Consider the following 12,666-nt stretch of genomic DNA (forward strand, 5'->3'; position numbering starts at 1 on the left):
CTCTTTTCCGTTCCGTTTCCGGTCCGAATTTGATTTCCGGTGGCCTGTGGAGTGGCCTTGCCTTTCGGCGTGTTCACTACGTTAGCCGATTCTCTTGGCAACTCATAATCGAGCCGATAGGGCGAATTACGGGCATGCCGAATTCGCACCCGCCAGGGTGATTCGTAGGTAGTGGTGTGGCCGCTTCGAGTGGCTCGGTCCGGTCCGATGGACTGTGCCGAGAGCTGTACCCGTGTCAAGCGGCTCGGACTACATTAGGCGTCCGCCGAGGGTGCGTCAAGTCGCCTTGCTGCTCGGCCGGCGGCGCGGTGCATGGGCGCGGTACGGGCTCACCGTGGGATCGCCCTCGATCCAGAAGCGCCACGGCTGGTGGGCTCCGTCGCCGCCCACCCCTGTGCGGGGGCCACTGCGTACGAGGTCACGCGGCGGCGGGGTGCCGTGCAGTACGGACAGCGCGGGGGCGGGGCCGCCGAAGAGATCGCTGCCGTTCAGGTCGCGGTCGACATCCAGGGCGGTGGCGAGGCGGGCCGGGCCTTTGGCCAGTTCCTTGTCGTTGCGGGCCGAGACGCGTCGGTCGCGGGCCAGGGCGGCGCCGACATTGATCTCGCCCGCCCGGAGCAGCACCCCGCTCGCGCGGCCTTCAGGGCCGCAGACCAGGTTGAGGCAGTGCCACATCCCGTACGTGAAGTAGACGTACGTGTGCCCGGGCGGTCCGAACATCACGCTGTTGCGCTCGGTGCGGCCCCGGAAGGCGTGCGATCCGGGGTCGACCTCGCCCGCGTACGCCTCCACCTCGGTCAGGCGGAGTTCGATCGTGCCCGCCGCGCTGCGGCGGACGAGCGTGCGGCCCAGGAGGTCGGGGGCCACTTCCAGTACGGAGCGGTCGAAGAACTCTCGCGTCAGTGGGGCGCGGTCCGGGCTCTTGGTCATGGCGACCGAGGGTACTGCGATCGCTCGGACGGGAACCGGCTACCGTCGTGGCGCGTATGTAGGGGTCAGGACCAAGAAGGAGTGACTATGGGCTTCAAGCGACTGCTCGCGAGCATGGGTGCCGGCGGTGCCTCGGTGGAGACCGAGCTCACCGAGGTGAATGTCGTCCCCGGCGGGGTCGTCCAGGGCGAGGTGCGGATCCAGGGCGGTTCGGTCGCCCAGCAGATCGAGGGGCTCTCCGTCGGTCTCCAGGCGCGGGTCGAGGTCGAGGGCGGGGACCAGGAGACCAAGCAGGACATCGAGTTCACCAAGCTGAGCCTCGGGGGCGCCTTCGAGGTGCAGGCGGGCGCGGTGCACGTGGTGCCGTTCGGTCTGGAGATCCCGTGGGAGACGCCGATCACCATGTTCGGCGGCCAGCAGCTGCGCGGGATGAACATCGGGGTGACCACCGAGCTGGAGATCGCCCGCGCTCTGGACTCCGGTGACCTGGACCCGATCAACGTGCACCCGCTGCCGGCGCAGGAGGCCATCCTGAACGCCTTCCGGCAGCTGGGCTTCGGCTTCCGCAGCGCGGACATGGAGCGCGGCCACATCCGCGGCACGCGTCAGCGGCTGCCGTTCTACCAGGAGATCGAGTTCGTCCCGCCGACGCAGTACCGCGGGCTGCACCAGGTGGAGCTGACGTTCGTCGCCGACGACCGCGAGATGGACGTCGTTCTGGAGATGGACAAGAAGCCGGGTCTGTTCAGCGAGGGCAGCGACTCCTACCGCGCGTTCAAGGTGGGACTGCACGACTACCAGCAGACCGACTGGGCCGCGTACCTCAACCAGTGGCTCGCCCAGGTCGGTGGACAGCGCAACTGGCTCTAGAGCTCGGCACCGCCCTCTAAGGTCGGGTGGGAAGGCAGACGAACCGATCAGGAGAGGTGCGAGACGTGACCGAGCCGAAGAGGGCCCCGCTGCCGCACGACTTCCATCCGGAGGTTCCGGCGTTCACCGTGGTGAGCGACGACCTGGCGCCGGGGGCCGTGCTGGGCGATGCCCAGGTGCTTGCGGGTGGGAACACTTCGCCGCAGCTGCGGTGGGAGGGTTTCCCCGAGGGGACCAAGAGCTTCGCCGTGACGTGTTTCGACCCGGACGCCCCGACGGGCAGCGGGTTCTGGCACTGGGTGCTCTTCGACGTCCCGGCCTCGGTGACGGAGCTTCCGGCCGGTGCGGGCAGCGGAAAGTTCGAGGGGCTGCCCGAAGGGGCCGTCCAGGCCCGTAACGACTACGGCTCCAAGGACTTCGGGGGCGCCGCGCCGCCGCCCGGGGAGAACCACCGCTATGTGTTCACCGTGTACGCGGTGGACACCGAGAAGCTCGGGATCGACAGCGACGCGTCTCCCGCGGTGGCCGGATTCAATCTCCGGTTCCACACGCTGGGACGTGCTCAGCTGATCGGTACGTACGAGGCTCCCGTCGGCGATTAGTTCGTTTGCTGTTTGCCCTGCTCTGGTCTTGGAGAGATCAGAGCAGGGCATTTTTTATTGCGTTGTCCATCGCGGCCTGCCCAGCCAGAGTTGATCCGGGCCTGCCAGGGGGCGGGCGGCACACGGGAGGTGGGCAGGATGCGTGACACGCTGGTTCTCAACGCGAGCTTCGAGCCGCTGTCGACAGTGACGCTCAACCGTGCGGTGGTCCTGATCCTGACGGACAAGGCCGTCGTCGAGCAGTCGCATCCCGAGCTCCGTATGCGTGGTGCCGCTGTGGATATTCCGGCGCCCCGGGTGATCCGGCTCTGCCGGTACGTACGGGTGCCGTTCCGAAGACAGGCACCGTGGTCCAGAAGGGGTGTGCTGATACGGGACCAGCACCGGTGCGCGTACTGCGGGCGGCGGGCGTCCACCGTCGACCATGTGGTGCCGCGTGCCCAGGGCGGGAAGGACACCTGGCTGAACACGGTGGCCTCCTGCGCCGAGGACAACCACCGCAAGGCCGCCCGGACGCCGGAGCAGGCGGGGATGCCGCTGCTGAAGCAGCCGTTCGTCCCCTCCCCCGCCGAGGCGATGCTGCTGGCGATGGGGGCCGGCGACCGCTCGGCGCTGCCCGAGTGGCTGGACCGGGCAGCGGCGGCGGCGTAAGGACGTAGTCGGCGTACGCCTGGTGACGTATGCGTGGGCCCGTTCCCGTGAGGGGGCGGGCCCACGTGTGTCAGCGGAGCAGCAGTTGGACGATGGCCATCGTGCCGACGGCCACGATGAGGGCGCGCAGGACGGTGGGGCTCAGTCGGCGGCCGACCTTGGCGCCTATCTGGCCGCCTATGGCCGAGCCGACCGCGATGAGGACGACGGCCGTCCAGTCGAAGTGGGCGACGAAGAGGAAGAACAGCGCGGCGATGGTGTTGACCACGGCGGCCAGGACGTTCTTGACGGCGTTGAGGCGCTGCATCGTGTCGTCGAGCAGCATGCCCATCAGCGAGAGGTAGATGATCCCCTGGGCGGCGGTGAAGTAGCCGCCGTAGACGCTGGCGAGCATCAGCCCGGTGAACAGGAGCGGCCCGCCGTCGGCGCGGGGCGTGGCGCCGGTGTTCTCGCGGCGGCGCTGGACGGCTTTGCTGATGCGTGGTTGCAGGACCACCAGGACGAGCGCCAGGGCGACCAGGACGGGGACGATCGTCTCGAAGGCCGTGGAGGGCAGGGCGAGGAGCAGGGTCGCCCCGCAGAGGCCGCCGATCGCCGCGCCGACGCTCAGCTTGAGGATGCGTCGGCGCTGTCCGGCGAGTTCCTTGCGGTAGCCGATGGCCCCGCTGATGGAGCCGGGGATGAGACCCAGCGCGTTGGACACGGTCGCGGTGACCGGCGGGAGGCCGGTGGCGAGCAGGACGGGGAAGGTGATCAACGTGCCCGAGCCGACGATCGTGTTGATCGTGCCCGCTCCGACGCCGGCCGCGAAGACGGCGAGTATTTCCCAGATGGACAAGGCCATCTCCTTCGTTGGTCAGTGACGCCTCCCCGCCATGAAGGTCGAGGGGCCTCACTGATCATGCACGAAAGGGCTTTCGGGTCAGGAGACCGGGGGCTCCTCGCGTCGTTCCACCGCCGGGGCGGGGATGGAGCCGTGGCCGTTCCCGCCGTTGCCGTTCCCTCCGTTGCCGCCGTTGCCGTTGCCGCCGGTGTTGAAGCCGGGCATGCCACCGCCGAGGTTCCCGAAGGCTCCGCTGAGGCCCTTGAGGGCGTCGCCGATCTCGCTGGGCACGATCCAGAGCTTGTTGGCGTCGCCCTCGGCGATCTTCGGGAGCATCTGGAGGTACTGGTACGAGAGGAGCTTCTGGTCCGGGTCTCCGGCGTGGATGGCCTCGAAGACCGTACGGACGGCCTGGGCTTCACCCTCGGCGCGCAGGGCGGCGGCCTTGGCCTCGCCCTCGGCGCGCAGGATCGCGGACTGCTTCTCGCCCTCGGCGGTGAGGATCTGGGACTGCCTGATGCCCTCGGCGGTGAGGATCGCGGCGCGCTTGTCGCGGTCGGCGCGCATCTGCTTCTCCATCGAGTCCTGGATGGAGGTCGGCGGCTCGATCGCCTTGAGCTCGACGCGGTTGACGCGGATGCCCCACTTGCCGGTCGCTTCGTCGAGGACTCCGCGCAGGGCCGCGTTGATCTCCTCACGGGAGGTCAGGGTCCGCTCCAGGTCCATGCCGCCGATGATGTTGCGGAGGGTGGTGACGGTGAGCTGCTCGATCGCCTGGATGTAGCTGGCGACTTCGTAGGTCGCGGCGCGGGCGTCGGTGACCTGGTAGTAGATGACCGTGTCGATGTTGACGACCAGGTTGTCCTGGGTGATCACCGGCTGCGGCGGGAAGGGCACCACCTGTTCACGGAGGTCGATCCGGTTGCGGATCGAGTCGATGAACGGGACGACGATGTTCAGACCCGCGTTCAGGGTGCGGGTGTAGCGGCCGAACCGCTCCACGATGGCGGCGCTGGCCTGCGGGATGACCTGAATCGTCTTGATCAGGGCGATGAAGACGAGCACCACCAGAATGATCAGGACGATGACGATCGCATTCATGGTGTCTCTCGTGCCCTTCGGTTGGCCGGTGGATCGCGGTTATCGGGGTCGGTTCTCATGTGGAGCCGGTGGTCCGTGCGGTGCGGGGCCGGTCCAGGTTCTCACGATGATCGACTTCGAGTCTGGCAGACCTGGGCCCGCCTCGTGCACGCTTCGGTCACATGACGACGGCCGTCGCTCCGTCGATGTCCACGACATCGACCTGGCTGCCGGGGTCGAAGACCTGGTCGGAGTCGAGTGTGCGGGCCGACCAGACCTCACCGGCGAGCTTGATGCGGCCCCCGGAGGCCGATACCCGTTCCAGCACGACCGCTTGACGTCCCTTCAGGGCGTCGATGCCGCTGGCGTGCCCGGCCTGTCCGGCCCGGTGTCTGGCGGCGATCGGGCGCACGACGGCGATCAGTGCGATCGAGACCAGGACGAAGACCAGAACCTGGGCGACGATTCCGCCGCCGAGGGCGGCGACGGCCGATGCGGCCACCGCCCCGACGGCGAACATCCCGAATTCGGGCATCGCGGTCAGGACGAGGGGGATGCCCAGTCCCACCGCGCCGATCAGCCACCACACCCATGCGTCGATGTCCACATGGTCATCGTAGGACTGTCGGTGCGTCACCGACAGGGCGCACGGGTGGTCAACTGCGGTGCACGGCCTGCCGATCGCGGCCCGAAGGCCCGTTGGCACCCGGCGGAGAGGGCCGTACGCGGCGGATTCGGGGTCAGGAGAGCGGGAGGCCGTGGGCGGTGTAGCGGTCGCCGGTGTTCTCGACGATGAGCGGCAGACCGAAGCAGAGGGAGAGGTTGCGGGAGCTGAGCTCGGTCTCCATGGGGCCGGCGGCGAGGATCTTGCCCTGGCGGATCATCAGCACGTGGGTGAACCCGGGGGCGATCTCCTCGACATGGTGGGTGACCATGATCATGGAGGGGGCGAACGGGTCGCGGGCGAGGCGGCCGAGGCGGCGGACGAGGTCCTCGCGCCCGCCGAGGTCGAGCCCGGCGGCGGGCTCGTCCAGGAGCAGCAGTTCGGGGTCGGTCATCATGGCGCGGGCGATCAGGGTGCGCTTGCGCTCTCCTTCGGAGAGCGTGCCGAACTTGCGGTCCAGGTACTCGGTCATGCCGAGGCGGTCGAGGAAGGCGCGGGCGCGCTCCTCGTCGACGGCTTCGTAGTTCTCGTGCCAGGTGGCGGTCATGCCGTACGCGGCGGTGAGGACCGTCTGCAGCACCGTCTGGCGCTTGGGCAGCTTGTCGGCCATCGCCACACCCGCCATACCGATCCGGGGGCGGAGCTCGAAGACGTCGGTGCCGACGCCGCCGAGCTGTTCGCCGAGGATCGTGGCCGTTCCCGTGCTCGGGAAGAGGTAGCTGGAGGCGAGGTTGAGGAGGGTCGTCTTGCCGGCGCCGTTGGGGCCCAGGATGACCCAGCGCTCCCCCTCCTTGACCGACCAGGAGACATCGTCCACCAGAGCGCGTCCGTCGCGGACCACGGATACGTCCACCAGCTCCAGTACATCGCTCATGGCGCGTTGTCTCCCCAAGCAGTCTCGTCGATCGTCGCGTGCCGGTGGGCACGGCTCCCAGGGAAAACCTACGCCACCGCGCGAGTGCTTCCGGCGTGAGGGCCGTTCCCAGGCGTTGCCTAGGCTGTCGGCATGCTTGTCGAACCACGTTCAGGGTTGTTGGCCGCTTGGGGAAACGCACTTCTGGCGGGACTCGTCTCGCCGGACGAGGCGGCCCTCGCGATTGTCGGGGAGGACGCGGTGCACCGCGTCGACGGACTGCCGGGTGAGGCGGGGCCGGTCGGGCTGACGCTGGCGCTCGGCCGGCTGAGGGGTCTGGGAGCGACCGGGTTCCGGGTCGCGCTGCCGGTGCCGGGGCATCCGCTGGGGCTGAGCGGTCCGCCCGATTTCAATGCGCGGGCGCTGGAGGCGGAGGAGGCGGTGGTCGCGTACGGGGTGCCGTACGGGCTGGTGCCCGAGGTCACCGAGGCGGGGCCCGCCGGGGATCTGCACGTCGAGGTGGTGTGGCGGGTGCTGCCGGTACGGGAGGCGCCGCCGGCGGACGTCCCGTCGCTGGGCGAGGCGGAGCGGGAGCTGGCGGAGGCGTTGCGGGATGCGACGGCTGTGCTGTCGCGGCTGGACGTGGCCGGTTCCGGGCCGGTGGCGGAGGCCGCGATGGACGCGTACCGGGCGCGGGCGGAGCGGGGGCGCGATGTGCTGGCGCCCGGGTATCCGCCGCGGGCGGTGCGGGTGCTGGAGATGGCGCAGCGGGTGGGGCTGCTGGTCTCGGTGGCGTACGAGAACGGGCACGGCGGTGCGGTGAGCGCGTCCGAGATCGCGGCGCGGGGGGAGGCGCTGCGGCCGGTGGAGCGGGTGGCTCGGCGGGCTCAGGTGGCGGCGTACAACGCGTATGTGGAGGGCGGGGAGGTTCGGCGGTAGGGCCGCGGGCCTCTGTCCTCAAGCGCCGGACGGGCTGGGTTGCCCCCCTCGTCGGGACGCCTTGGCCTCGGGGGGCCCGGCTCGGGGGGTCCGTCCTCAAGCGCCGGACGGGCTGGGTGGGTGCGGGCCTGCGGGGTGGGTGCGTGCGTGCGGCTGTGGGGCCGTGGAGGGCTCACCGCCCTGGGGGGTTCGTTCGGCTCGGGGGCCCCTTGGCGAGGGGTCCGTCCTCAAACGCCGGACGGGCTGGGTTGGGCCGGGGGGGCTGGGTGAGTGCGGCCCGGCTGGGTGAGTGCGGCCCGGCTGGGTGGGTGCGGGCCGGCGGGGAGGGGAGCCAGGCGGGCCGGGGGTCTGGGTGGGGTTGGCGCAGGGGGAGAGGGGTGGGGAGCGGCGAAAGCCGGACGGGCCCTTGGGGGATGCAGGGGCGTCCGGCTTTCGGGAGGGGCTGTGGGTCAGTGGTTGAGGCCGAGGTTGCCGAAGGCCGGGTTGAGCAGGCCCACCACGTTGACCGTGTTGCCGACCACGTTGACCGGGACGGCGACGGGAACCTGCGCGAGGTTGCCGCTGGCGACGCCCGGGGAGTGGGTGGCCAGGCCGTGGGCGTCGGCGCCGCTGTGGCCGGTGGCGGAGGCGGCTCCGGCGCCGGCGGCGATGAGCCCGCCCGCGATCATGGTGACGGCGGCGGCCTTCTTCAGGTTCTTCACTTCAGGATCCTCCTAGAGAGGCTGCGACAAGCCGTCGCAGCACGCCCTGGAGAACGCCGTGCGGCCGGGAACGATGCGCCGTACGGGTGACATACACCCGACAGTATGAATCTCGGTCCGGACGGGAACCCGCAGCAGTCGCGGCGTCAGCCCGCCGCTCCGTTGCGTACCGCCCACAGCGCCGCCTGGGTCCGGTCGGCCAGGTCCAGCTTCATCAGGATGTTCGACACATGCGTCTTGACCGTCTTCTCCGAGAGGACGAACGCACGGGCGATCTCGCGGTTCGACCGCCCGTCCGCGATGAGGGCGAGGACTTCGCGTTCCCGCTCGGTGAGCGTGCTCCCCCGGCCCGTGCCGGTGCCCGCGTCGTCCTGGGCCAGCAGCGCACCCGCGACCTCCGGCTGGAGCAGGACATGACCGGCGTGGACCGAACGGATCGCCCCGGCCAAGGCGTCCGGGTCGACGTCCTTGTAGACGTAACCGGAGGCTCCGGCGCGCAGGGCGGGGACCACCGTGCGCTGTTCGGTGAAGCTGGTGACGATGAGGACCTTGGCGGGGTTGTCCAGCTCCCGGAGGCGGCGCAGGGCCTCGATGCCGTCGGTGCCGGGCATCTTGATGTCCATCAGCACGACGTCGGGGCGGAGCTCCTCGGTCCGGGCCACGCCCTCCGCGCCGTCGGACGCCTCGCCGACGACCTCTATGTCCTCCTGGATCTCCAGGAACGTACGCAGTCCGCGGCGGACCACCTGATGGTCGTCGACCAGCAGCACCCTGATGATCTTGTCAGCCACCGGGGACCTCCATCTCGATCGTGGCGCCCTTGCCGGGCTCCGAGGCAACGGTGAGTCGGCCGCCGACGCTGTTCGCCCGGTGACGCATGGAGACGAGGCCGAGGTGGCGGCCCGCCCGCCGGACGGCGGTGGGATCGAAGCCGCCCCCGTTGTCGGTGACGCGCAGGACGGTGTCGGTGCCGCGCCGGGCCAGGGTGACGCTCACGCGCTCCGCGCCGGAGTGGCGCAGGGCGTTGTGGAGGGCCTCCTGCGCCACCCGGAGCAGCGCTTCCTCCTGGGCGGCCGGCAGCGCGCGCACTCCGCAGCTCTCGAAGGCGACCTCGGCGGCGTGCGCCCGGTCCAGGACCTGGATCTGGGTGCGAAGCGTGGCGATGAGCCCGTCCTCGTCGAGGGCGGCCGGCCGCAGTTCCACGACGGCGGCCCGCAGCTCGTCCACCGCCTCGGCGGCGAGGGCGGCGACCTGCTGGAGCTCGCCCTTGGCACGGGCCGGGTCGCGGTCGACGAGGGCGGCGGCGGCCTGGGCGGTGAGGCGGAGCGAGAACAGCTTCTGGCTGACCGCGTCGTGCAGTTCGTGGGCCAGGCGGGAGCGTTCCTCGGCGATGGTCAGCTCGCGGCTGCGTTCGTAGAGCCGGGCGTTGGTCAGGGCGATCGCCGCGTGCTGGGCGAGGATCGAGAGCAGTTCCTCGTCCTCGGCGGTGAAGCCGCAGCCGCCCTCGGGCTTGGGGCACAGCTTGTTGGCGAGGAACAGCGCTCCGATGATCTCGTCGCCGTCCGTGATGGGCAGGCCGAGGAAGTCGGACATGTCGGGGTGGGCGTCGGGCCAGCCCTCGAAGCGGGGGTCCTTGCGGACGTCGGCGAGCCGTTCGGGCTTCGCCTGGTGGAGCATCGCGGCGAGGATGCCGTGCTGGCGGGGCAGCGGGCCGATGGCCCTCCACTGTTCGTCGCTGACGCCGTCGACCACGAACTGGGCGAAGCCGCCGTGGTCGTCCGGGACGCCGAGGGCCGCGTACTGGGCGTCGAGCAGTTCACGGGCGGAGGCGACGATCGTCTTGAGGACGTCGCCCACTTCGAGGTGCCGGCTCATGGAGAGGAGCGCGGCACTCACCGCGGCGAGGCCCGACGGTGGGCGATGACTCATGGGATCACCGTACCGGCGGGGACCGCGCGGTCGTATCGGGCCGTGGGCGGTGGTGGGCGTGCGGGTGGCCTAGGCCCGGGCGGCGGGCCCCTCAGCCGAAGGTCGTAGGACTGCCCGGGACCTACGCCGAAGTACCGGGTACGGCTGCGGCTCCCGGGCGAGGCGCGGTGCGGCCCGGGCTTCCTACCGTGGGCTCGCCGGGGTCTCCCGGCAGAAGCCGAGGGTACGAAGGGGACGGTCACCATGCCGGTCGCGATGATCACGGGTGGTTCGAAGGGGCTGGGGCGGGCGCTGGCGGGGGCGCTGGCCGGGCAGGGGTGGGACCTGGTGCTGGACGCGCGGACCGCCGGGGTGCTGGAGGACACGGCGCGGGAGCTGCGCGGGCGGTTCGGGACGCGGGTGGTGGCGGTGCCGGGGGACGTGACGGACGCGGCGCACCGGGCGGATCTGGTGGCGGCGGCCGGGTCGCTGGGCGGTCTCGATCTGCTGGTGAGCAATGCGAGCGTGCTGGGTGCGGAACCGCTGGTCCGGCTGGACGCGCTGCCGCTGGAGGGGCTGCGGCGGGCGCTGGAGACGAACGTGGTGGCGGCGCTCGGTCTCGTACAGGAGGCGTTGCCGTCGCTGCGGGCCTCGGACGCGGGGGCGGTGGTGGTGATCAGCTCGGACGCGGCGGCGGAGCCGTACCCGACGTGGGGCGGTTACGGGGCGTCGAAGGCAGCCCTGGACCAGCTGGCGGCGGTGCTGGGCGAGGAGGAGCCGGGGCTGCGGGTGTGGGCCGTCGACCCGGGTGACATGGCGACGGACCTGTACGCGGCGGCGGTCCCGGAGGAGGCGGACGAGGTGCGGCCCACGCCGGAGAGCGTGGCGCCCGCGTTCCTGCGGCTGGTGCGGGAGCGGCCGGCCAGCGGGCGGTTCGCCGCTCCGGCCCTGCTGCAGGAGCCGACGGGGCCGGGCGGGGGCTCGCGGTGAACGCGCGCGGGCGGTGCGCGGACGGGGTGGGGGCGGCCGCGCCCAGGCCGGGCGGGGTGGGGACGGCTGCGCACAGCCCGGACGGGGGCCACACGGACACGTCCCGCCCGGACCGGGTCGACACGGACACGTCCCGCCCGGGCGGGGTTAACACGGCTGCGCCCGGCCCGGGCCGGGTGGACACCGACACGTCCCGTCCGAGCGGAGTCGAGACAGCCGCGCCCGGCTCGGGCGGGGTGAACTCGGACGCGCCCGGCCGGGGCCGGGTGACCACGGACGCGCACAACCCGGACAGGGTGCCGACCGACGTGCCGGGTCCCGGCTTCGCGGGAGCCGGTGAAGTGCGGTCCGGCGGCGGCGCGCGGCTGGGTGCTGGCGGCGGTGGGCCGGAGGCCCCGGTGGCGTGGCGGGTGCCTGCCGCTCTGTCGGCCCGGGTGCCGGCCGAGCAGCGGGGTTCGGGGCGTGACGACGTACGGCTGCTCGTGTCACGGGGGTGCGCGGTCTCGCACCATGCGTTCCGGGAGTTGCCCGGGCAGTTGCGGGCCGGGGACGTGCTGGTGGTGAACACGTCCATGACGCTGCCCGCCGCCGTGAACGGGCGGGTGGGCGGGGAGCGGGTCGTCGTGCACTTCTCGACGCGGGGTGAGGACGGGCGGTGGGCGGTGGAGCTGCGGGCTCCCGGCGGACCGGGGGTCACCGGGCCGCGCCCGGGCGGTCCCGCTGGAGCGGTGGTGCGGCTGCCGGGCGGGCGGGCCCTGGTGCTGGAGGAGCCGCTGGGGCCCTCGGCGGGGTCCCGGCTGTGGTGGGCGCGGGCGCCGGAGCCGGTGCCGGAGCTGTTGCGGCGGTACGGGCGGCCGATCCGGTACGGGTACACGGAGCGGGATCAGCCGCTGTCGGCGTATCAAACGGTGTTCGCGGCGCCCTCCCCGGACGGGAACGGTTCGGCGGAGATGCCGAGTGCCGCGCGCCCCTTCACGGCCGCGCTGGTGGCGGAGCTGGTACGCCGGGGGGTGCTGTTCGCTCCGCTGTCCCTGCATACGGGGGTGGCTTCGGCGGAGGTGCACGAGCCGCCGTACCCGGAGCGGTTCGCGGTGCCGGCGGCGACGGCGTGGCTGGTGAACGCCGTACGGGCGGCGCGAGGTGGGGACCTGGCGTCGGGCGGGCGGGTGATCGCGGTGGGGACGACGGCCGTGCGGGCGCTGGAGTCGGCGGCGGGGGACGACGGGGTGGTCCGGCCGGCCGGGGGGTGGACGGATCTGGTGGTGACGCCTCGGCGGGGCGTGCGGGTGGTGGACGGGCTGCTGACCGGGCTGCACGAGCCGCAGGCCTCGCATCTGCTGATGCTGGAGGCGGTGGCGGGGCGTGAGGCGCTGCGCCGTGGGTACGAGGCGGCGCTGCGGGAGCGGTACCTCTGGCACGAGTTCGGGGACGTCCACCTCATCCTGCCGGATGAGGAACGTAACGCTCCGAATTGCTCCAGCAACGAGTGGTGAGACCGTTACGTCGCCGATGTGAGCCCAGGCATAGGGTCTACGTCACTTACGAACGCACCTAGTGGGTACATAAGGGCGATTTGAGCAGGCGTGAGCAGGGGTCAATTCGGACGAACAGGACCCTGTTCCACTACTCACCTTCGTACGTCACACCTTTGCCAC

Annotated in this window: 14 protein-coding genes; 6 read left to right on the forward strand and 8 right to left on the reverse strand. The window is 71.4% G+C overall.

The genetic code is table 11. The features are described 5' to 3' along the window. Positions 1 to 276: 276 nt before the first annotated feature. Complete coding sequence (locus IE272_RS00005) at positions 277 to 930, reverse strand: DNA-3-methyladenine glycosylase (protein ID WP_050358265.1); 654 nt, start codon at positions 928 to 930, stop codon at positions 277 to 279. An 87-nt stretch (positions 931 to 1,017) separates the two neighbouring features. Here IE272_RS00005 and IE272_RS00010 point away from each other — a divergent pair, with 87 nt between their 5' ends. The 3 genes from IE272_RS00010 (at position 1,018) to IE272_RS00020 (ending at position 3,053) form a co-directional block, all read left to right on the forward strand. Next, positions 1,018 to 1,800 (forward strand): sporulation protein, encoded by a 783-nt coding sequence (locus IE272_RS00010; protein ID WP_050358264.1) that lies wholly within the window; start codon positions 1,018 to 1,020, stop codon positions 1,798 to 1,800. Between the two features lie 65 nt (positions 1,801 to 1,865). Beyond that, positions 1,866 to 2,402, forward strand: a complete 537-nt coding sequence (locus IE272_RS00015; protein ID WP_050358263.1) for a YbhB/YbcL family Raf kinase inhibitor-like protein — start codon at positions 1,866 to 1,868, stop codon at positions 2,400 to 2,402. Between the two features lie 138 nt (positions 2,403 to 2,540). Next, positions 2,541 to 3,053, forward strand: coding sequence for an HNH endonuclease (locus IE272_RS00020; RefSeq protein ID WP_050358262.1), 513 nt, complete (start codon positions 2,541 to 2,543; stop codon positions 3,051 to 3,053). Between the two features lie 70 nt (positions 3,054 to 3,123). Here the strand turns inward: IE272_RS00020 and IE272_RS00025 are convergent, their stop codons facing one another. The 4 genes from IE272_RS00025 to IE272_RS00040 all read right to left on the reverse strand — a co-directional run bounded on the left by IE272_RS00025 (position 3,124) and on the right by IE272_RS00040 (position 6,494). Continuing rightward, the gene (locus tag IE272_RS00025) at positions 3,124 to 3,897 is read right to left on the reverse strand and encodes a sulfite exporter TauE/SafE family protein (RefSeq protein WP_007446175.1); all 774 of its coding nucleotides are present in this window, start codon (positions 3,895 to 3,897) and stop codon (positions 3,124 to 3,126) included. Between the two features lie 78 nt (positions 3,898 to 3,975). Continuing rightward, the gene (locus IE272_RS00030; protein WP_050358261.1) at positions 3,976 to 4,977 is read right to left on the reverse strand and encodes an SPFH domain-containing protein; all 1,002 of its coding nucleotides are present in this window, start codon (positions 4,975 to 4,977) and stop codon (positions 3,976 to 3,978) included. Between the two features lie 157 nt (positions 4,978 to 5,134). After that, positions 5,135 to 5,563 (reverse strand): NfeD family protein, encoded by a 429-nt coding sequence (locus IE272_RS00035; protein WP_047175962.1) that lies wholly within the window; start codon positions 5,561 to 5,563, stop codon positions 5,135 to 5,137. Between the two features lie 133 nt (positions 5,564 to 5,696). Beyond that, positions 5,697 to 6,494 (reverse strand): ABC transporter ATP-binding protein, encoded by a 798-nt coding sequence (locus tag IE272_RS00040; protein WP_007446171.1) that lies wholly within the window; start codon positions 6,492 to 6,494, stop codon positions 5,697 to 5,699. Positions 6,495 to 6,626: 132 nt separating this feature from the next. On the opposite strand from IE272_RS00040, the gene IE272_RS00045 reads away from it, so the two are divergent. Continuing rightward, entirely contained in the window at positions 6,627 to 7,412 is a 786-nt protein-coding gene (locus IE272_RS00045; protein ID WP_032789803.1) for an Rv1486c family protein, read from the forward strand. 449 nt (positions 7,413 to 7,861) lie between these two features. On the opposite strand, the gene IE272_RS00050 is transcribed toward IE272_RS00045, so the two are convergent. The 3 genes from IE272_RS00050 to IE272_RS00060 form a co-directional block, all read right to left on the reverse strand. Next, the gene (locus IE272_RS00050) at positions 7,862 to 8,113 is read right to left on the reverse strand and encodes a chaplin (protein WP_007446161.1); all 252 of its coding nucleotides are present in this window, start codon (positions 8,111 to 8,113) and stop codon (positions 7,862 to 7,864) included. 146 nt (positions 8,114 to 8,259) lie between these two features. Then, entirely contained in the window at positions 8,260 to 8,904 is a 645-nt protein-coding gene (locus IE272_RS00055; protein ID WP_047175965.1) for a response regulator, read from the reverse strand. Then, positions 8,897 to 10,042 (reverse strand): GAF domain-containing sensor histidine kinase, encoded by a 1,146-nt coding sequence (locus IE272_RS00060; protein WP_079044156.1) that lies wholly within the window; start codon positions 10,040 to 10,042, stop codon positions 8,897 to 8,899. Before IE272_RS00060 ends, IE272_RS00055 begins: the two co-directional genes overlap by 8 nt. A 243-nt stretch (positions 10,043 to 10,285) precedes the next feature. Here IE272_RS00060 and IE272_RS00065 point away from each other — a divergent pair, with 243 nt between their 5' ends. Beyond that, complete coding sequence (locus IE272_RS00065; protein ID WP_190005994.1) at positions 10,286 to 11,011, forward strand: SDR family NAD(P)-dependent oxidoreductase; 726 nt, start codon at positions 10,286 to 10,288, stop codon at positions 11,009 to 11,011. Between the two features lie 341 nt (positions 11,012 to 11,352). Then, positions 11,353 to 12,504 carry an S-adenosylmethionine:tRNA ribosyltransferase-isomerase gene (locus tag IE272_RS00070; RefSeq protein ID WP_373304155.1) on the forward strand — a complete coding sequence of 384 codons (1,152 nt, stop codon included), beginning with the start codon at positions 11,353 to 11,355 and terminating at the stop codon, positions 12,502 to 12,504. Positions 12,505 to 12,666: the final 162 nt, after the last annotated feature.

The sequence above is a fragment of the Streptomyces anulatus genome, from assembly GCF_014650675.1.
Classification (GTDB): Bacteria; Actinomycetota; Actinomycetes; order Streptomycetales; family Streptomycetaceae; genus Streptomyces; species Streptomyces anulatus.

Bases quoted from the DNA above. Each gene is read 5' to 3' on its own strand.
- IE272_RS00065 (WP_190005994.1), top strand. From the start codon at position 10,286: ATGCCGGTCGCGATGATCACGGGTGGTTCGAAGGGGCTGGGGCGGGCG.
- IE272_RS00010 (WP_050358264.1), top strand. From the start codon at position 1,018: ATGGGCTTCAAGCGACTGCTCGCGAGCATGGGTGCCGGCGGTGCCTCG.
- IE272_RS00030 (WP_050358261.1), bottom strand. From the start codon at position 4,977: ATGAATGCGATCGTCATCGTCCTGATCATTCTGGTGGTGCTCGTCTTC.
- IE272_RS00005 (WP_050358265.1), bottom strand. From the start codon at position 930: ATGACCAAGAGCCCGGACCGCGCCCCACTGACGCGAGAGTTCTTCGAC.
- IE272_RS00040 (WP_007446171.1), bottom strand. From the start codon at position 6,494: ATGAGCGATGTACTGGAGCTGGTGGACGTATCCGTGGTCCGCGACGGA.
- IE272_RS00045 (WP_032789803.1), top strand. From the start codon at position 6,627: ATGCTTGTCGAACCACGTTCAGGGTTGTTGGCCGCTTGGGGAAACGCA.
- IE272_RS00060 (WP_079044156.1), bottom strand. From the start codon at position 10,042: ATGAGTCATCGCCCACCGTCGGGCCTCGCCGCGGTGAGTGCCGCGCTC.
- IE272_RS00025 (WP_007446175.1), bottom strand. From the start codon at position 3,897: ATGGCCTTGTCCATCTGGGAAATACTCGCCGTCTTCGCGGCCGGCGTC.
- IE272_RS00020 (WP_050358262.1), top strand. From the start codon at position 2,541: ATGCGTGACACGCTGGTTCTCAACGCGAGCTTCGAGCCGCTGTCGACA.